Source organism: Pelagibius sp., assembly GCF_965249265.1.
In the GTDB taxonomy this organism is placed as follows: domain Bacteria; phylum Pseudomonadota; class Alphaproteobacteria; order Kiloniellales; family Kiloniellaceae; genus Pelagibius.
Window position 1 is genome coordinate 3,319,174 of record NZ_OZ252224.1, and the last position, 16,322, is coordinate 3,335,495.

Here is a 16,322-nt window from a genome sequence, read left to right on the forward strand (position 1 = left end):
CGGACCTTTTGTCTCCCGGAAGGGTCTCTGCGTTCTTAACAGGTGGCGGTTCTCTATCGCTGCGTCAAGCCGTAGCGTCCAGTGATAGGCGAAGCCTATAAGGCAGCCCGTCATAGGCGAATCCTATAAGAGAGTTATAGCCAGCTTCGCCGCCGGTTGAAACCGCTTGCTGTCGGGGGCCGGCCTGTGGGAAAGGGGGAGACGGCGGGTCGGCCCGCCGCCGCAACCGACCGGAAAACCTGCCGCCCGGAAACCTGCCGCCCGGAAACCTGCCGCCCGGAAACTCGCCGCTATGTGTACGCTCATTCTTCTGCGCCGCCCGGGCCAAGCCTGGCCTCTGCTGCTCGCCGCCAACCGGGACGAAATGATCGACCGGCCCTGGGCCGCCCCCGGGCGTCACTGGGCCGATCGGCCGGAAACCCTCGCCGGCCTCGACCGCACCGCCGAGGGCTCCTGGCTTGGGATCAACGACCACGGAGTGGTGGCGGCGATCCTGAACCGCCAGGGCAGCCTGGGCCCGGCCGCCGACAAACGCAGCCGCGGCGAGTTGGTGCTGGAGGCTCTCGACCATGCCGACGCCGCCGTCGCCGCCGAGGCTTTGGCCGACCTCAACCCCGCCGCCTACCGCAGCTTCAATCTGGTGGTCGCCGACAACCGCGACGCCTATTGGATCAAGAACCCGGGCGGCCCCGAAGCCCGGGTCATGGAGGTCCGACCCATTGCTGAGGGACTTTCCATGATGACGGCCTACGACCTGAACGACCCTGCGAGCCCCCGGACCCGGCGCCATTTGGAAGACCTTCGAGCCGCCGGTGTACCGGATCCGGATAGAGGCGACTGGCGGGCCTGGCAGGCGATCATGACCCGAAGCGCCGCCGGAGATCCCGACGCACCGCCGGAGGCCGCGATGACCGTCGACCTCGGCGGCTTTCAGACCGTGTCCTCTTCTCTCATCGCCCTGCCCGCCGCGCCGCTGGCGCCGGGCGAGGAACGGCCCGACCCGGTCTGGCTGTTCGCCCCGGGGCGCCCCGATCAGCACCTCTACCAGCCGGTCAATCTGGCTGCGGCGGGGACCATCTGAGCCCGGGAAACCGCCTGCGCGGATTAACCGCCGCACATTAATTGGGGACGCGAATCCGAGGCGGCGCAAGGCCCCTCGGGGGACGATTGTTTTGCCCCCCTTCACCTGCTATATGACGGGCCCCTTTCGAGGGGGCGGGACGGGTCGGCAGAGGTGACCGGCGGGCCATCCAAATCCAACAATTAGGATCAACATCCTAGACAATGGGTGCCAACGATGCGACGCAGACAGATCTACGAAGGTAAGGCCAAGATCATCTACGAGGGCCCGGAGCCGGGCACCGTCGTGCAGTACTTCAAGGACGATGCGACCGCCTTCAACAATCAGAAGAAGGGCACCATCACCGGCAAGGGGGTGCTGAACAACCGCATCTCCGAATACCTGATGACGCGGCTTGAAAGCATCGGCATTCCGACCCATTTCGTGCGCCGCCTGAACATGCGCGAGCAGTTGGTCCGCGAGGCCGAGATCATTCCGATCGAGGTCGTGGTCCGCAACATCGCCGCCGGCACCCTGGTGAAGCGCCTGGGGCTGGAGGAAGGCGCCCGTCTGCCGCGCTGCGTGGTCGAGTACTATTACAAGAACGACGAACTGGGCGACCCCCTGGTGTCGGAAGAGCACATCACCGCCTTCGGCTGGGCCAACACCCAGGACCTCGACGAGATGCTGCAGTACGCCCTCCGGATCAATGATTTCCTCTGTGGGCTGTTCCTTGGCGTCGGCCTGAAGCTGGTCGACTTCAAGCTGGAGTTCGGCCGCCTCTGGGAAGACGAGGAAATGCGCATCGTGCTGGCCGATGAGATCAGCCCGGACTCCTGCCGCCTCTGGGATGTGGCCACCGACGAGAAGCTCGACAAGGATCGCTTTCGCCGCGACCTCGGCGGTGTCGAGGAGGCCTATCAGGAGGTCGCCCGCCGTCTTGGCGTGCTGCCGGAAGCCGGTCCGATCGACATCAAGGGGCCCCGCCTGATGCAGTGAGGCCTGCGGCGTCAGCCGTCACCAACTGACAATCCAGTTGTCATATCCCGGCAGCCTTGCTAGGCCTGCCGAATGATCAAGACTTCATCCGGAACCTCAAGACCGCGCCGCCCTTCGGCCGAGACCCGGGCCGTTTTCGATCTGCTCCTGGCGATCGTCAGCACGGCCCATAAACTACGCGCCGTCGGTCAACGCAACGGCAGCGTCACTGCCTGGGGTGGCGGTCTCTGGGGCCTGCTCCACAGTCTCGAGACGGGCGGACCGCAGACCGTGCCGCAATTGGCCCGGGCCCGCCCGGTAGCACGTCAGCACATCCAAAAGCTGGCCGACGAAATGGCGGCGGAAGGCCTCGTTGCCTTTGTCGAAAACCCGGCCCACAAGCGCTCCCGCCTGCTTGAAGTGACGCCACAGGGAGAAGCCGTTTATCTTGAGATTACGAATGAACTGATGGCGCTCTGCGGCGACTTCTCCGCCGGACAAGACCTCCATGACTTGGAATTAAGTATAAGCATTATCAATGATTTGAAAGACAATCTTTCCGCACTACTCGATGATGAAAATATCTGAGAAGCGAGACCGCAAGCGACCCAAATTGACAATTTAATTGTCATTTTTTAGGATGCCGTAACGACAACTAGATTGTCAAAGAGAGGTGAGCTCATGTCTTGGATGAAACGCTCTGATCACCGCTGCAGGGCGGGCCGGTGAGCGGCGGAGAGGAAGAGGATCACGCCGGAGTCATCGCCCATCCGCCGGTGCTCTATCTCGGCTTTCTGCTGGCCGGTCTGGCTGCCGACTGGGCCTTCGGACTGCCGTCCCTGACATCTCTCTCCGGCATCTCCGGTATCCTTCCGGCCGCGGTTCTGGGCGCCGCGGGTTTCGCCCTGTTGTTCGCGGCAGCCTGGCGCTTCGTCAAAGCGGGCACCAACATTCCGACCCACCGCCCCTCGACGGCATTGGTGACCCAGGGGCTCTACCGCTTCAGCCGCAATCCGATCTATCTCGGCCTTACCCTCATCTATCTCGCCCTGGTGCTGGGGCTCGGCAGCCTGGCGGCGCTGGCCCTTTTACCGGCGCTCCTGGCCGTTATGGAGATCGGGGTGATCCGGCGCGAGGAACGCTACCTGGAGGGGAAGTTCGGCGAAGCCTACAGGGCCTACAAACAAAGGGTACGGCGTTGGCTCTAGCCTGACGGGGCTATAGGATGGGCTTCGTCATCACCTTTGCCGGATTCGAAGGAGGCAACGATGCGCTTCAGGTTCCCGACCGTTTTGACTGTTCTGACGATCGCTTTCGCTGTTCTGGTGTTTCAGGACAGCACTGCCAGGGCAGAGAAAGCGGCGACCATCGAAAAGAACTCCCGCACGGCCCTGGAGCAGTTGAACCAGACCTCGGAAGCGGCCAAGCGGCTGGCCGAGGACGCCGCCGCCATCCTGGTGTTTCCCAAGATCGTCAAGGGCGGCCTGATCATCGGCGGCCAGTATGGCGAGGGTGCCCTCATGCAGGCGGACGCCGTCGCCGGCTATTACAGCACCGCCTCGGCCTCCTTCGGGCTGCAGGCCGGTTTGCAAACCTTCGGCTACGCCATCTACTTCCTCAAAGAAGACAGCCTCAGCTACCTGGACAACAGCGACGGCTGGGAGATCGGGACCGCCCCCAATGTTGTGGTGGTCGACAAGGGCGCCGGGGCATCGCTGACCACGACCTCGGGGCGCGGCGACATCTATGTCTTCTTCTTCGACCAGAAGGGCCTCATGGCGGGCGTTACGATCGAGGGTACCAAGATCACCACGATCAACCCGGAATAGACTGCAAAAGCAGGCCCGCCCGGTGCTCCCGCCGCTTGTCACAGGAGGTCGGCGCAGCTAAGTTCCGGCCAGATTTCATCCACCCGCGAGTCGGAGCGACCTGCCCATGAAGGCCCGCGTTCATGTTACCCTCAAAAACGGCGTTCTTGACCCTCAGGGCAAGGCCATCCAGCAGGCCCTCGGCGCCCTCGGCTTCGGTGGCGTCGACGATGTCCGCCAGGGCAAGGTGATCGAGTTCTCCTTGCAGGAAGCCGACCCGGCCAAGGCCCGCGCCGACGTCGAGGCCATGTGCCAGAAGCTGCTGGCCAACACGGTGATCGAAAACTACGCCATCGAGCTGGACGCCTGATCCGGGCCTGACGGCAGAAATGCCCCTTGCAACCTTGGGAGAACGCCCATGAAAGCCGCGGTGATCGTCTTTCCGGGATCGAACTGCGACCGCGATGTGCAGGTCGCCCTCAGAAAGGCCATGGGGCAGGAGCCGCTGATGGTCTGGCACAAGGAGACGGACTTCGATGCCGTCGACCTGATCGTACTGCCCGGCGGTTTCTCCTACGGCGACTATCTGCGCTGCGGCGCCATCGCGGCGAACTCGCCGGTGATGAACGAAGTGATCAGGCGCGCCGGCAAGGGCGTCGCGGTCCTGGGCATCTGCAACGGCTTTCAGATGCTGACGGAAACCGGTCTCGTCCCCGGCACCCTGATGCGCAACGCCGACCTGCGCTATATCTGCCGCGACGTCGACATCAAGGTGGAGACGAGTCAGAGCCTGTTCACGGCCAAGTATGAACAGGACCAGGCGATCCGCATTCCCGTCGCCCATCACGACGGCAATTACTTCGCCGACGACGATACTCTCGCAGCCCTGGAAGACCGGGGCCAGGTCGCTTTCCGCTACTGCGATGCCAAGGGAAACGTGACCCCAGAGGCCAATCCCAACGGCTCCCAGCGCAACATCGCCGGGGTCTACAACGAAACCAAGACGGTGCTGGGGCTGATGCCCCACCCGGAGCGGCTGGCCGACCCCAAGCTGGGCGGCAGCGACGGCAAGCCTTTCTTTGACGGCCTCGTGGAGGCGCTGTCGTGAGCACGGCTCTCGCCAATCAGCAGCCGGTGACACCGGAAATCGCCCGCGAGCATGGGCTGAGCGCCGCCGAATACGACCTGATCCTCGACATCATGGGCCGCGAGCCCAATCTGCTGGAACTGGGCATCTTCTCGGTGATGTGGTCGGAGCATTGCTCCTACAAGTCTTCCAAGAAATGGTTGAAGACCCTGCCCACCAAGGGCCCCCAGGTCATCAAGGGCCCGGGCGAGAACGCCGGGGTCGTCGACATCGGCGAAGGCCTGACCGCCATCTTCAAGATGGAAAGCCACAACCACCCCAGCTTTATCGAGCCCTATCAGGGCGCGGCCACCGGGGTCGGCGGCATCCTGCGCGATGTCTTCACCATGGGCGCAAGGCCCGTCGCCAACCTCAATGCCCTGCGCTTCGGCGCCCCCGAGCACCCCAAGACCCGCCACCTGCTGGCCGGTGTGGTGGCGGGCATCGGCGGCTACGGCAACTGCGTCGGCGTGCCCACGGTGGGCGGCGAGGTGAACTTCGACGCCCGCTACAACGGCAACATCCTGGTCAACGCCATGACTGTGGGCATCGCCCCGGCGGACCGGATCTTCTATTCCGCCGCTGCCGGCGTCGGCAAGCCGGTGGTCTACGTCGGCTCCAAGACCGGGCGCGACGGCATCCACGGCGCCACCATGGCCTCTGCGGAGTTCGACGACGATTCCGAAGAGAAGCGGCCCACTGTGCAGGTCGGCGATCCCTTCACCGAGAAGCTGCTGATCGAGGCCTGCCTGGAGCTGATGGCCACCGACGCCATCGTCGCCATCCAGGACATGGGTGCCGCCGGCCTCACCTCCTCCTCCTTCGAGATGGCCTCCAAGGGCGGCTCCGGCGTCGAACTGGACCTCGACAAGGTGCCCTGCCGCGAAGACGGCATGACGCCCTACGAGATGATGCTCTCGGAAAGCCAGGAGCGCATGTTGATGGTGCTGCAGCCCGGCAAGGAAGACCTGGCGCGCGGCATCTTCGAGAAATGGGACCTCGACTTCGCCATCATCGGCCGCCTGACCGACAGCGGCCGCATGGTGCTGAAGATGCACGGCGATGTGGTCGGCGACCTGCCCATCGACCCGCTGGCCGAGGCCTCGCCGGAGTACGACCGGCCCTGGCAGCCGACGCCGCCGCGCGGCGATGTCGACGCCGCCTCCTTGAAAGCCGGCATAGGCGCCGCCGAAGCGCTGAAGCGCCTGATGGCGACGCCGGACCTCTGCTCCAAGCGCTGGGTCTGGGAACAGTACGATCACATGGTGATGGCCGACACCGTGGCGCGACCCGGCGGCGATGCCGCCGTGGTGCGCATTCACGAAAGCAACCGCGGCCTCGCCATGGCCAGCGACTGTACGCCGCGCTACTGCGAAGCCGATCCGGAGCGCGGCGGCGCCCAGGCGGTGGCGGAGAGCTGGCGCAACATTACCGCGGTCGGCGCCACCCCCCTGGCGGTCACCGACAACATGAACTTCGGCAATCCGGAGCGCCCGGAAATCATGGGCCAGTTCGTCGGCTGCATCGCCGGCATGAAGGCGGCCTGCGAGGCGCTGGATTACCCCGTCGTCTCCGGCAACGTCTCGCTCTACAACGAGACCAACGGCCAGGCCATCCTGCCGACCCCGGTGATCGGCGGCGTCGGGCTGATCGACGACCTCGACCGTCTGGTGGGCGCCGCCCTGCCCGGCCCCGACCAGGCCATCGTCCTGATCGGTGAGACCCGGGGGCACCTCGGCGCCTCGATCTACCTGCGGGACATCGAAGGAAACGATGCGGGCGCACCGCCGCCGGTTGATCTGGCCGCAGAACGCCGCCATGGCGACTTCGTACGGACGCAGATCCGGACCGGCGGGATCTCCGCCTGTCACGACCTCTCCGACGGCGGCCTGGCGGTCGGTCTGGCGGAAATGGCCCTGGCCGGCGGCTGCGGGGCCGACATCTCCGCCGCCCCCCAAAACACCCCAGAGACCGCATGGTTGTTTGGGGAAGACCAGGCACGCTATCTTGTCACCAGTCCCGATGCCGAAGCCCTGTTGGCTGCGGCAGGGGATGCCGGGGTCCCTGCGGTTCTGCTGGGCCGCAGCGGCGGGGATCGCTTGATCCTGGCCGCAGGAGAGGCCATATCCCTTGCAGAACTGCGCAGGGCCCACGACAATTGGCTGGGTGACTACATGGCGGGCCAAAGTTGAGCACCGCTGCTGGCGCAAAAGAATAGCCGGCACGAGAAGACAGAAAGAAATCCCAAGGATGGGATCAGGGGAAGGATCTGACGCATGCCGATGAATCCGGCGGAAATTGAGGGCATGATCAAGTCGGCGATGCCGGATGCCGAGGTCCGCATCGAAGACCTTCGGGGCGATGGCGATCACTATGCCGCCTACGTCGTCTCCGCAGCCTTTCAGGGCAAGTCCCGGGTTCAGCAGCATCAGATGGTTTACGAAGCCCTGCAGGGCCGCATGGGCAACGAGTTACATGCGCTGGCACTGCAAACCTCGACGCCGCCGGAGGCTTAACCGCCTACAAGCGCCGCCGAGGCCGCAGACAGCTACAGCGCCAAACTGCAATCGCAACAAGGAGTGAGGGTTATGGACGAAACCGTAGCCGCGAGGATCAAGCAGGAGATCGACGACAGCGAAGTCGTGCTGTTCATGAAGGGCACGCCGGTGTTCCCGCAGTGCGGTTTTTCCGCCGCCGTGGTGCAGATCCTGTCGCATCTGAACGTGAAGTTCAAAGGCGTCGACGTGCTGCAGGACCCGGGCATCCGCCAGGGCATCAAGGACTTCAGCAACTGGCCGACCATCCCCCAGCTCTACGTGAAGGGGGAGTTCGTCGGCGGCTGCGACATCATCCGTGAAATGTTCCAGACCGGCGAACTCGCCGAGTTCCTGAACACCAACGGCGTCAACGCCAAACCGGCCGCCTGACCACCGGCAGCAACCGTGAACAAGATGAGCCGCTCCGAAGACCTCGGGGCGGCTCTTTCTTTTCTGCGCGAACCTTAGAATGTCTTGATGTAGACCAGGGTTTTCTGATGCGGGCCAATCTGATACCGGGGCATCCAGCCGCCAAATGGCCGGTCATGAATGTGCGGCACAAGGTTGTCGAGCAGCACTTGGCGTCCCGGTCCGTAGTCCACCCCCAGCATCATATGCGCCTCGCCGGATAAGAGAATACCGGCCACCAGGTGCAGATTCTGAAGCGGCCATCCCCGGGTATAGAGAACATAGCCTTTGAGCAGCGCGTAGTCTTCGCAGTCACCCCCCTCTTGCAGAGTCTCCAGGGGACCATACCAGCGATCCCGCCCCCCGCCGTGCCGCCAGTCGGAGAGATAGCGAACGTCGCTGTTGACCATTCGATTGACGGCAGCCACCAACCGCTCGTCATGCGTCTGCGGCAAGCCGGAGAGTTCGCGGCGCCAGCGGACCAGGACCGGGTGATCGGAAGTGTGCAGAGTTGGGGTTTCGCGCTGGAGGATTTCCATCCATTGCTGCAACCGGGCCTCTATCTTGGGCTCGGACCGCTGCAGGGCAAGAAAGGTATGGTGATGCCGTGTTGAATGATGGAAGGGGCTGATCGAGGGATGCCTGTGCCGGCCCGGCGGGGCGACGGCCGGCCGTGCTGTAAATGGGACAACGGCGCTGGCGGCCAGGACGGCAGCCGGCAAGGAAAGCACCTGGCGGCGGGTGAAGCGCACTCCCCACTCCCTCCCCGACCGGCCGAGCCCCCATCTGCGATACTCGCCCGGTCAGAGACTGAAAAGACCGGCAATCCCGATCCTTTATTCACTTAGACGAGTCAGGCCCAAGGTCAAATGCGCCAGATGACAGGGCACCTCTGACAGGCTGCCGCGTCAAGCTGATCAATTCCCGCGGCGGTGCAGGGTGTTATTGGCAGAAAAAGGGGGTTGAGCCGTGTGATTCCGGCGAATTTCCGCCGCTGAGCCATGCCCGGCACACATGCCCCCTGCCGGACCTGCCGGTTTGCGCCTTTTTCCCACAGTCCTTAGACTCCTCCCAGCCGCACACTGAACCAAGAACCGCCAGCCCATGACCGCTTCCTCTCCGGCCCAAGATCCCCTGCCGTTCTGGCGCGCGACTCTTTTCATCATTGCCGCCGGCTGTCTGCTGGCGCTGCTTTCCTTCGGTATCCGTGCAAGCTTCGGCCTGTTCCTGGAGCCGATGTCCAGCGAGTTCGGCTGGGGGCGCGAAGTCTTTGCCATCGCCATCGCCCTGCAGAACCTGCTCTGGGGCCTGGCACAGCCGGTTGCCGGCGCCTTTGCCGACCGCTACGGATCCGGCCGGGTACTGACCATCGGTGCGGTGATCTATGCCGCCGGCCTATTCATCATGGCCAACGCCTCGACACCCGGCCTGCTGGTTCTCTCCGCCGGCGTGCTGGTGGGGCTCGGCGTCGCCGGCGCCTCCTTCGCCATCGTGCTGGCGGCCTTCACGCGGCTGGTGTCGGAGGACAAGCGCTCCTGGGCCCTGGGCATCGGCACCGCGGCCGGCTCCGCCGGCCAGTTCCTCATGGTACCGCTCGGCCAAAGTTTCCTCAGCGCCTACGGCTGGTCCATGGCGCTCACCATCTTCGGCTTCATCGCGCTCTGCATGGTGCCCTGCGCCGCCGCCCTGACCGGGCGTTCTAACAAGACATCGCAGTTTCACCAGTCCGTCGGCGCCGCGCTCAGCGAAGCCTTTCGCCATCCCAGCTACAATCTGCTGGTCGCCGGCTTTTTCGTCTGCGGCTTCCACGTCGCTTTCATCCAGGTTCACCTGCCGGCCTATATCACCGACATGGGCCTGAATGCCGGGCTTGCGGCCTGGGCGCTGGCCCTGGTCGGCGGCGGCAACATCATCGGCGCCTATACGTCAGGCGTTCTGGGCGGGCGCTACAGCAAGAAGTACCTGCTCTCCGGGCTCTACCTCGCCCGCGCCGTGGTGATCACGCTCTTCATCACCCTGCCGATCAGCGAGTTCAGCGTGCTTGCCTTCTCGCTGGCCATCGGCCTGCTCTGGCTCTCCACGGTGCCCTTGACCTCCGGCCTGGTGGCCCAGTTCTTCGGCACCCAGCACATGGCCATGTTGTTCGGCATCGTCTTCTTCAGCCACCAGATCGGCGCTTTCCTGGGTGTCTGGATGGGTGGTTACTTCTTCGACGTCACCGGCTCCTACGACCTCGTCTGGTGGGTCAGCGTCGCTCTGGGCATCTTCGCGGCGGCGGTTCACTGGCCAATCCGCGAGCAGAGTGTGGTCCGCCCGGCGGCAAGCGGCTGACCGGCCTTGGCCATGGCGGAGAACACCCATGGCATTGCACTAAAGGTGCTGGCGCTATTCTTCGGCCTCTGGTTGGCCGCCATGGCCATCGCCCTGCCCCAGGCCGCGCTCGAAGACGACGAAAGCGGGATGGTGCTGGCGGTCTTTCCCTGGAATCTGCCGGCGGACGGCAATCTTCTGCGCATCGCCGCCGCCGAGGGCAGACCCATCCGCAGCCTGCTCGGCGGGCGGCTCTGGCTCGCCCAATCCGATCAACCCGGTTTCGTGGAGAACCTGAAAGCAGCGGGCGCCTGGGCGGCCTTCACTCCGGAGATCCTGATCGGCCTGCCCCAGGGCGGCTGCTTCTACATCTCCGTCCATCCGCCGGGGCCGCCGCGCCCGCATCCGCCGATTTGAACTTTCTGGGGATAGGCAACGACTACCAGGGAGCAGACCAGCTCAATCGTCGGAGTATTATCCTATGTTCGCAAAGCTTTCCCTGGCGTCCGCTACGGCCGCCCTCGCCTTCATTGCCGCCGCCCCCGACTTCGCCAAGACACCGTCTCTTATGAAGGAAGCTCAAGCCGAATCGGCCGCCTATCGCTATGGACACAGCATCGTTCAGCTTCCGGTCCAAACGGCACAGCGTCAGAAGTTCGAGAAGGCGCCAAACAGACGGGCGCCAATCAAACGGGCGCCGACAGTCCCGACCAGGCCGTCAAACAACCTGGCCAGCCCCTTCATCGACCTGGTGGGTGAGTACTTCAATCCGCAGATCCAGGAAGGCATGGAGGGCAGCCACTACTGCTCCAATGAATCGAGCCCGCACCAGCGCTCCAGGTATGTTCAGATCATTGTCCGCAACAAGGGCACCAACGTCGCCGCGCCGGTCCACGTCTCATTCACCTTCGCCACCGGCCAGTTCCTGACTCATACCATCCCGCTGATACAAGCCGGCGACGCAAAAGGATCCGCGGTCGCCATCCCCGATCAGGCCTGGAAGAACGGCAAGGCCCAGTTCCACATCAGTATCGACCACACGAATCAGGTCAACGAGACCAACGAAAGCAACAACGCCTACTACAGCTTTTGCGCGGAGCCCAACTGAACCGAAGGGCCTTCGACCGCCAGCCGAAAGAACCGCCGGGACCGCCTGTCCCGGCGGTTTGCCTTTCGCTCACCCGGCGCACTCAACCGTCACCGCATCCCCATCGCGCACGCCGGCCAGCCTCCGCACGTCATCCAAGGCATCGGCCCAGATGTTGGTGGGTGAGGCCAGACGGATTTCATTGCCCTGGGAGATCGGCGTCGGACCGAAGCCGATGGCGATGGCATCGCCGTCGGTCCAGAAGGCGATCTCCCCAGCCTCGACCACCGCTTTGGCATCGGCCTCCCGCGCGACACTGACGGGGGTGTCGAAGTAAACCTCCTCGCCCCAGGTCCGCGCCGTGGACTGTATCGGCAGGGCCGCCAGGATCGCCGCCGCCGTCGGCGTATCACGGGTCTCGACCTCCAGAGAAACCGAGCCGGCCGCGATCTTAACCTTCGCCATCTATCCACCCTTCCAACAGAAAAAGCCGCCCAGCAGACTGCTGAGCGGCTTTGTCCTTGGCAACCCCCGGCTTTAACCTCGAGGGCTGCGTCTCCCAGAGTTAGCGCGAGTAGAACTCGATGACCAGGTTCGGTTCCATGGAAACCGGATAGGGCACATCGGCCAGCTTGGGCGCGCGCACGAAGGTTGCCTTCATCTGGTTGTGGTCGACCTCGATATAGTCCGGCAGGTCGCGCTCGACCGATTCGACGCCCTGCAGCACCAGCGGCAGTTCGCGGCTCTTGGACTTCACCTGCACCACATCGCCATCCTTCACGTTGTAGGAGGGGATGTTGACCCGCTTGCCGTTCACGGTGATGTGGCCGTGGTTGACGAACTGGCGGGCGGCGAAGACCGTCGGCACGAATTTCGAGCGGTAGATCACCGCATCCAGGCGGCGCTCCAGCAGGCCGACCAGGTTCTCGCCCGTGTCGCCGCGGCGCCGTGAGGCCTCTTGATAGTAGCGGCGGAACTGCTTCTCGCCGATGTTGCCGTAGTAGCCCTTGAGCTTCTGCTTGGCCGCCAGCTGAATGCCGAAATCGGTCGGCTTGCGGCGGCGCTGGCCGTGCTGGCCGGGGCCGTATTCGCGATTGTTGACGGGGCTCTTGGGGCGGCCCCAGAGATTGACCCCGAGGCGGCGGTTGATCTTGTACTTCGAAGCAATGCGCTTGGACATGGCCGAGCGGCTCCTTTCCTTAATTGATGCCGTCTCCGTTAGAGACGGACGCTTGTTGTTCCGGTAGTTTCAAGACCAGCGAAAATCGCCTAAGTAGTAGTCCTGAACGGGGTTGAGGACCTTGCCTGCCCGCATTCCCGGAAAGAAGCGCGGACTATACGGAGCGCCGCCGAAATGTCAAACCTTCAGGATCGCAGAATTCCGGACCCTTTATGACCCTCTCCTCTCCCCCTGTTAACAGCCCGAAAAGCGCGGAAAACAGCCAGAATTCAGGCCCGGGAGCGGGCCCGGCGTCGCGTGCCAGGGGTTTGGTGCTGACCACCCTGGGGGTGCTGATCCTGACCCCGGACACCCTGCTGATCCGCCTGGTGGACCTTGATCCCTTCACCTTGATGGTCTGGCGCGGGCTGCTGCAGGCGCTGGGAACCACCGCCATCCTGTTCATCCTCTACCGGAGCCGCACCTGGGAGAGCTTTCGCGCCATCGGCCGCCGCGGTCTCTTTGCCGCCGTGGCCTTCACCGGCAGCACCTTCTTTTTCGTGCTGGCGCTGCACGCCACCTCGGTCGCCAACACCCTTGTCATCATTGCCGCCGCGCCGCTCTGCGCCGCCTTGATGAGCCGAATCTTCCTGGGCGAGAGCATCGCCGGGCGCACCTGGGCGGCCATCTTCGGCGCCCTGGCGGGGATCGCCATCCTGGCCTGGAACGACCTGGGCGCCGGCCAGTTCTGGGGCAACCTCTTTGCCCTGGCCGGCGCCTTCTGCCTGGCCGGGAACTTCACCATCCTGCGCCATTCCAAGGCCGTGAACATGATCCCCTCCATGGCCATCGGCGGTGTCATGGTGGCCCTGCTGGCCCTGCCCTTTGCCGACTTTGCGGCCCTGGTCCCGCCCGGCCCGCGCCTTGGCTATCTGCTGATCATGGGCCTTGTGGTTCTGCCGGCTTCCTTTGCCCTCATCGCCCTCGGGCCGCGCAGCCTGCCGGCCGCGGAGGTGGCGTTGATCCTGCTGCTGGAAACCGTGCTGGGGCCCTTGTGGGTCTGGCTGGTGATCGAAGAATACCCCGGCAACTGGTCGCTGATCGGCGGCGCCATCGTGGTGACGACCCTGGTCGCACACGCCCTCACCGCCAACGGCAAAGCCCGTTCACCATGATCGAAGTCACCGAGCGGATCAGCCTGGACCCGGAGGAAATCGAGGAAACCTTCGTGCGCGCCTCCGGCCCCGGTGGCCAGAACGTCAACAAGGTCTCCACCGCCGTTCAACTGCGCTTCGATATCCGGCACTCGCCCTCCCTGCCGGAAGCGGTGCGCCAGCGGGCCGAGCGGCTGGCCGGAAAGCGTCTCACCAAGGACGGCGTGCTGGTGTTGACCGCCGCCCGCTTCCGCAGTCAAGAGCGCAACCGCGAAGACGCCATCGCCCGCCTTGTCACTTTGCTGCAGGAGGCCGCAGAGCGCCCAGAGCCGCGCCGGCCTACCCGGCCGACACTCGCCGCCAAACGCCGCAGGGTCGATGCCAAGACCCAGCGCGGCAGCATCAAGAAACTGCGCCAGCGCCCGCCGCGCGACGACTGACGCCCTTGCCGCCCTGCCGGCGGTGACTAGGTCTTACCTTGTAACGCCGTCCCGGGAGACCTTATGCGCGCCGTCCTCTTCGCCATCTTCGTGGTTCTGTTCAATCCCATCGCGGAAGCGCTGGCCGCAGACACTGCGATTCTGCAGCGCCTCAACGAGCCGCGCACCCATGCGATCATGCGCCATGCCCTGGCGCCGGGAACCGGCGATCCGGCGAACTTCACTCTGGGAGACTGCACGACCCAACGCAACCTGAGTGATCGCGGGCGGAATCAGGCCCGGGCCATCGGCGGCGCCATCCGAACTGCCGGTGTATCGGTCGACCGGGTGCTCACCAGCCAGTGGTGCCGCTGCGCCGAAACCGCCCGCCTGCTCGACCTTGGAACGGTGACGGCGGAACCGGCCGTGAATTCCTTCTTCGCCGACCGCAGCACCGCTGAGAAACAGACAGCGGCCGCCCGCGACCTCCTGGCCGCCATGCCGGAAGACCAAACGGCAATCCTGGTCACCCATCAGGTGAACATCACCGCCCTGATCGATGTCTTCCCGCAGTCGGGAGAGGTCTTCGTTCTGAAGGTTGCCGAGGACAGCAGGATCGACGTCCTCGGCTCTTTCCTGCTCACCGAGTAACCGGTTCTAGCCGCGCCCGATGAAGGGCATGTTGGTGGCCATGATGGTCATGAACTGCACGTTGGCCTCCAGCGGCAGGCCGGCCATGTGGACCACGGCATCGGCGACGTGGGCCACATCCATCACCGGCTCCGGCTTCATGCTGCCGTCGGCCTGCGGGACGCCCGCCGACATCGCCTCGGTCATCAAGGAGGCGGCGTTGCCGATGTCGATCTGGCCGCAGGCGATGTTGAAGGGCCGCCCGTCCAGGGAGATGCTGCGCGTCAGCCCGGTGATGGCGTGCTTGGAAGAGGTATAGGGCGCAGAGCCCGGGCGCGGAACATGGGCCGAAATCGAACCGTTGTTGATGATCCGCCCGCCCTGCGGCGACTGGCGCTGCATCAGCTTGAAGGCGCCGTGGGCGCAGAGAAAAGCGCCGTTCAGATTGACGCCGATGACCTGCAGCCACTGATCGGGCGTCAGGTCGCCGAAGCTGGTCGCCGGGACGTTGGTGCCGGCATTGTTGAAGACCACGTCGAGATGACCGAGTTCACTTTCCACCTTGGCGTAGAGCGCCTCGACAGCCGCCGGGTCCGTGACATCGCAGGGCATGACGGCCATGCCGCCGCCACCGGCGGCATCGGTTTCCTTCAACGCCTCCTCGCGCCGTCCGACAAGCGCCACCTTGAAGCCCGCCTTGTGCAGCGCCAAAGCGCTCGCACGGCCGATCCCCGATCCCGCACCCGTCACCAAAGCCGTCTTAGCCATCGCCTCTTCCTCCAACAGATTTTCTTGATTGATGACGGATCGCGAACCTGAGCACGGCAAACCCGACAAGAGCGCCGGAGTTTAGTACAGAGTCAGCGATCCTGGCCAGACTTGCCTCTGAGGGCCGAGATGATGCCGTGCAGCGTGTTCACTTCACCCTCAGTCGGCGCGATGCGATGAAAGAGGTTGCGCAGGTTGCGCACCATGGTCGGGCGCTTTTCCGGCGGGTAGAGAAAGCCGGTTTCGTCCAGCGCCGCCTCCAGGCGGGTGAAGAAGTTCATCAGCTCCGCCTTGCTGGCCGTCTCTCCGACGCCCAGTTCCAGCCTGCGCGCTTCGGTGTCGTCGGCCGCCATGAACCAGGCATGGCCGACAAGGAGGACCGCCTGCGCCAGATTGAGCGAAGAGAAAGCCGGATTGAGCGGCACCGACAAGACGGCATCGGCAAGCGCGATGTCGTCGTTCACGAGGCCTGAGCGTTCGGGCCCGAACAGCAGCCCGGTACGTCCCCCCTTCGCAGCCGCCGCGCGCAGTTCCGTTGCCGCCTGTCCCGGGGTTACGACCGGCTTCACCATGCCCCGCGGCCGGGCCGTGGTGGCATAGACCCTTTGCAGATCGGCCAGCGCCGCCTCTGTGGTGTCGAACAACCGCGCGCCCTCGATCACCTCCAGCGCGCCGGAGGCCGCCGCCGCGGCTTTTTCACTGGGCCAGCCGTCACGCGGCCGCACGAGGCGCAACTCGGTCAGACCGCAATTCAGCATCGCCCGCGCGACCATGCCGATGTTCTCGCCCAACTGCGGGGCGACCAGGATGATTGCCGGCCCGCCGTCTTTCACGGGTTCTTGGGTGCGGTCTGTCCCCGCCATGACTCTCAGGACCCG

The 16,322-nt window shown here is 64.6% G+C and carries 21 protein-coding genes; 16 read left to right on the forward strand and 5 right to left on the reverse strand.

The window, feature by feature from the left end:
- Positions 1 to 292: 292 nt before the first annotated feature.
- The 10 genes from ACP146_RS15810 (at position 293) to grxD (ending at position 7,899) form a co-directional block, all read left to right on the forward strand.
- Entirely contained in the window at positions 293 to 1,081 is a 789-nt protein-coding gene (locus tag ACP146_RS15810) for an NRDE family protein (protein ID WP_422367712.1), read from the forward strand.
- Positions 1,082 to 1,297: 216 nt separating this feature from the next.
- Positions 1,298 to 2,059, forward strand: coding sequence for a phosphoribosylaminoimidazolesuccinocarboxamide synthase (gene purC / locus ACP146_RS15815; RefSeq protein WP_422367713.1), 762 nt, complete (start codon positions 1,298 to 1,300; stop codon positions 2,057 to 2,059).
- A 72-nt stretch (positions 2,060 to 2,131) separates the two neighbouring features.
- Positions 2,132 to 2,626, forward strand: a complete 495-nt coding sequence (locus ACP146_RS15820) for a MarR family winged helix-turn-helix transcriptional regulator (RefSeq protein WP_422367714.1) — start codon at positions 2,132 to 2,134, stop codon at positions 2,624 to 2,626.
- Between the two features lie 137 nt (positions 2,627 to 2,763).
- Entirely contained in the window at positions 2,764 to 3,246 is a 483-nt protein-coding gene (locus ACP146_RS15825) for a methyltransferase family protein (protein WP_422367715.1), read from the forward strand.
- Positions 3,247 to 3,306: 60 nt separating this feature from the next.
- Positions 3,307 to 3,867, forward strand: a complete 561-nt coding sequence (locus tag ACP146_RS15830; protein WP_422367716.1) for a YSC84-related protein — start codon at positions 3,307 to 3,309, stop codon at positions 3,865 to 3,867.
- Between the two features lie 106 nt (positions 3,868 to 3,973).
- Positions 3,974 to 4,216, forward strand: a complete 243-nt coding sequence (gene purS / locus ACP146_RS15835; RefSeq protein WP_422367717.1) for a phosphoribosylformylglycinamidine synthase subunit PurS — start codon at positions 3,974 to 3,976, stop codon at positions 4,214 to 4,216.
- A gap of 48 nt (positions 4,217 to 4,264) precedes the next feature.
- Complete coding sequence (gene purQ, locus ACP146_RS15840) at positions 4,265 to 4,954, forward strand: phosphoribosylformylglycinamidine synthase subunit PurQ (RefSeq protein WP_422367718.1); 690 nt, start codon at positions 4,265 to 4,267, stop codon at positions 4,952 to 4,954.
- Complete coding sequence (purL, locus tag ACP146_RS15845; RefSeq protein ID WP_422367719.1) at positions 4,951 to 7,164, forward strand: phosphoribosylformylglycinamidine synthase subunit PurL; 2,214 nt, start codon at positions 4,951 to 4,953, stop codon at positions 7,162 to 7,164. The genes purQ and purL overlap by 4 nt, the downstream gene beginning before the upstream one ends.
- 84 nt (positions 7,165 to 7,248) lie before the next feature.
- The gene (locus ACP146_RS15850) at positions 7,249 to 7,488 is read left to right on the forward strand and encodes a BolA family protein (protein WP_422367720.1); all 240 of its coding nucleotides are present in this window, start codon (positions 7,249 to 7,251) and stop codon (positions 7,486 to 7,488) included.
- Positions 7,489 to 7,560: 72 nt separating this feature from the next.
- Positions 7,561 to 7,899, forward strand: a complete 339-nt coding sequence (grxD, locus tag ACP146_RS15855; protein ID WP_422367721.1) for a Grx4 family monothiol glutaredoxin — start codon at positions 7,561 to 7,563, stop codon at positions 7,897 to 7,899.
- Between the two features lie 74 nt (positions 7,900 to 7,973).
- Here grxD and ACP146_RS15860 read toward each other — a convergent pair whose 3' ends face one another.
- Positions 7,974 to 8,669, reverse strand: a complete 696-nt coding sequence (locus ACP146_RS15860; protein ID WP_422367722.1) for a transglutaminase-like cysteine peptidase — start codon at positions 8,667 to 8,669, stop codon at positions 7,974 to 7,976.
- 352 nt (positions 8,670 to 9,021) lie between these two features.
- On the opposite strand from ACP146_RS15860, the gene ACP146_RS15865 reads away from it, so the two are divergent.
- The 3 genes from ACP146_RS15865 to ACP146_RS15875 all read left to right on the forward strand — a co-directional run bounded on the left by ACP146_RS15865 (position 9,022) and on the right by ACP146_RS15875 (position 11,335).
- Complete coding sequence (locus ACP146_RS15865) at positions 9,022 to 10,248, forward strand: MFS transporter (protein WP_422367723.1); 1,227 nt, start codon at positions 9,022 to 9,024, stop codon at positions 10,246 to 10,248.
- Between the two features lie 12 nt (positions 10,249 to 10,260).
- Positions 10,261 to 10,644, forward strand: coding sequence for a hypothetical protein (locus ACP146_RS15870; protein WP_422367724.1), 384 nt, complete (start codon positions 10,261 to 10,263; stop codon positions 10,642 to 10,644).
- A 64-nt stretch (positions 10,645 to 10,708) separates the two neighbouring features.
- Positions 10,709 to 11,335 carry a CARDB domain-containing protein gene (locus tag ACP146_RS15875; RefSeq protein WP_422367725.1) on the forward strand — a complete coding sequence of 209 codons (627 nt, stop codon included), beginning with the start codon at positions 10,709 to 10,711 and terminating at the stop codon, positions 11,333 to 11,335.
- Positions 11,336 to 11,404: 69 nt separating this feature from the next.
- Here ACP146_RS15875 and ACP146_RS15880 read toward each other — a convergent pair whose 3' ends face one another.
- Complete coding sequence (locus tag ACP146_RS15880) at positions 11,405 to 11,779, reverse strand: cyclophilin-like fold protein (RefSeq protein WP_422367726.1); 375 nt, start codon at positions 11,777 to 11,779, stop codon at positions 11,405 to 11,407.
- Positions 11,780 to 11,879: 100 nt separating this feature from the next.
- Positions 11,880 to 12,494 (reverse strand): 30S ribosomal protein S4, encoded by a 615-nt coding sequence (gene rpsD / locus ACP146_RS15885; RefSeq protein ID WP_422367727.1) that lies wholly within the window; start codon positions 12,492 to 12,494, stop codon positions 11,880 to 11,882.
- A gap of 311 nt (positions 12,495 to 12,805) precedes the next feature.
- On the opposite strand from rpsD, the gene ACP146_RS15890 reads away from it, so the two are divergent.
- From ACP146_RS15890 to ACP146_RS15900, 3 genes are all read left to right on the forward strand, one after another.
- Positions 12,806 to 13,648 carry a DMT family transporter gene (locus ACP146_RS15890; RefSeq protein ID WP_422367728.1) on the forward strand — a complete coding sequence of 281 codons (843 nt, stop codon included), beginning with the start codon at positions 12,806 to 12,808 and terminating at the stop codon, positions 13,646 to 13,648.
- Positions 13,645 to 14,067, forward strand: coding sequence for an alternative ribosome rescue aminoacyl-tRNA hydrolase ArfB (arfB, locus tag ACP146_RS15895; protein WP_422367729.1), 423 nt, complete (start codon positions 13,645 to 13,647; stop codon positions 14,065 to 14,067). The genes ACP146_RS15890 and arfB overlap by 4 nt, the downstream gene beginning before the upstream one ends.
- A gap of 63 nt (positions 14,068 to 14,130) precedes the next feature.
- Complete coding sequence (locus ACP146_RS15900) at positions 14,131 to 14,697, forward strand: histidine phosphatase family protein (protein ID WP_422367730.1); 567 nt, start codon at positions 14,131 to 14,133, stop codon at positions 14,695 to 14,697.
- A gap of 6 nt (positions 14,698 to 14,703) precedes the next feature.
- On the opposite strand, the gene ACP146_RS15905 is transcribed toward ACP146_RS15900, so the two are convergent.
- Both ACP146_RS15905 and ACP146_RS15910 read right to left on the reverse strand, forming a co-directional pair.
- On the reverse strand, positions 14,704 to 15,444 hold the full coding sequence (locus ACP146_RS15905) for an SDR family oxidoreductase (protein WP_422367731.1): 741 nt from the start codon (positions 15,442 to 15,444) through the stop codon (positions 14,704 to 14,706).
- A gap of 92 nt (positions 15,445 to 15,536) precedes the next feature.
- Positions 15,537 to 16,307, reverse strand: a complete 771-nt coding sequence (locus tag ACP146_RS15910) for an RNA methyltransferase (RefSeq protein ID WP_422367732.1) — start codon at positions 16,305 to 16,307, stop codon at positions 15,537 to 15,539.
- Positions 16,308 to 16,322 lie beyond the last annotated feature (15 nt).

Bases quoted from the DNA above. Each gene is read 5' to 3' on its own strand.
- ACP146_RS15810 (WP_422367712.1), top strand. From the start codon at position 293: ATGTGTACGCTCATTCTTCTGCGCCGCCCGGGCCAAGCCTGGCCTCTG.
- purC (WP_422367713.1), top strand. From the start codon at position 1,298: ATGCGACGCAGACAGATCTACGAAGGTAAGGCCAAGATCATCTACGAG.
- ACP146_RS15820 (WP_422367714.1), top strand. From the start codon at position 2,132: ATGATCAAGACTTCATCCGGAACCTCAAGACCGCGCCGCCCTTCGGCC.
- ACP146_RS15830 (WP_422367716.1), top strand. From the start codon at position 3,307: ATGCGCTTCAGGTTCCCGACCGTTTTGACTGTTCTGACGATCGCTTTC.
- purS (WP_422367717.1), top strand. From the start codon at position 3,974: ATGAAGGCCCGCGTTCATGTTACCCTCAAAAACGGCGTTCTTGACCCT.
- purQ (WP_422367718.1), top strand. From the start codon at position 4,265: ATGAAAGCCGCGGTGATCGTCTTTCCGGGATCGAACTGCGACCGCGAT.
- ACP146_RS15850 (WP_422367720.1), top strand. From the start codon at position 7,249: ATGCCGATGAATCCGGCGGAAATTGAGGGCATGATCAAGTCGGCGATG.
- grxD (WP_422367721.1), top strand. From the start codon at position 7,561: ATGGACGAAACCGTAGCCGCGAGGATCAAGCAGGAGATCGACGACAGC.
- ACP146_RS15865 (WP_422367723.1), top strand. From the start codon at position 9,022: ATGACCGCTTCCTCTCCGGCCCAAGATCCCCTGCCGTTCTGGCGCGCG.
- ACP146_RS15870 (WP_422367724.1), top strand. From the start codon at position 10,261: ATGGCGGAGAACACCCATGGCATTGCACTAAAGGTGCTGGCGCTATTC.
- ACP146_RS15875 (WP_422367725.1), top strand. From the start codon at position 10,709: ATGTTCGCAAAGCTTTCCCTGGCGTCCGCTACGGCCGCCCTCGCCTTC.
- ACP146_RS15880 (WP_422367726.1), bottom strand. From the start codon at position 11,779: ATGGCGAAGGTTAAGATCGCGGCCGGCTCGGTTTCTCTGGAGGTCGAG.
- rpsD (WP_422367727.1), bottom strand. From the start codon at position 12,494: ATGTCCAAGCGCATTGCTTCGAAGTACAAGATCAACCGCCGCCTCGGG.
- arfB (WP_422367729.1), top strand. From the start codon at position 13,645: ATGATCGAAGTCACCGAGCGGATCAGCCTGGACCCGGAGGAAATCGAG.
- ACP146_RS15900 (WP_422367730.1), top strand. From the start codon at position 14,131: ATGCGCGCCGTCCTCTTCGCCATCTTCGTGGTTCTGTTCAATCCCATC.
- ACP146_RS15905 (WP_422367731.1), bottom strand. From the start codon at position 15,444: ATGGCTAAGACGGCTTTGGTGACGGGTGCGGGATCGGGGATCGGCCGT.
- ACP146_RS15910 (WP_422367732.1), bottom strand. From the start codon at position 16,307: ATGGCGGGGACAGACCGCACCCAAGAACCCGTGAAAGACGGCGGGCCG.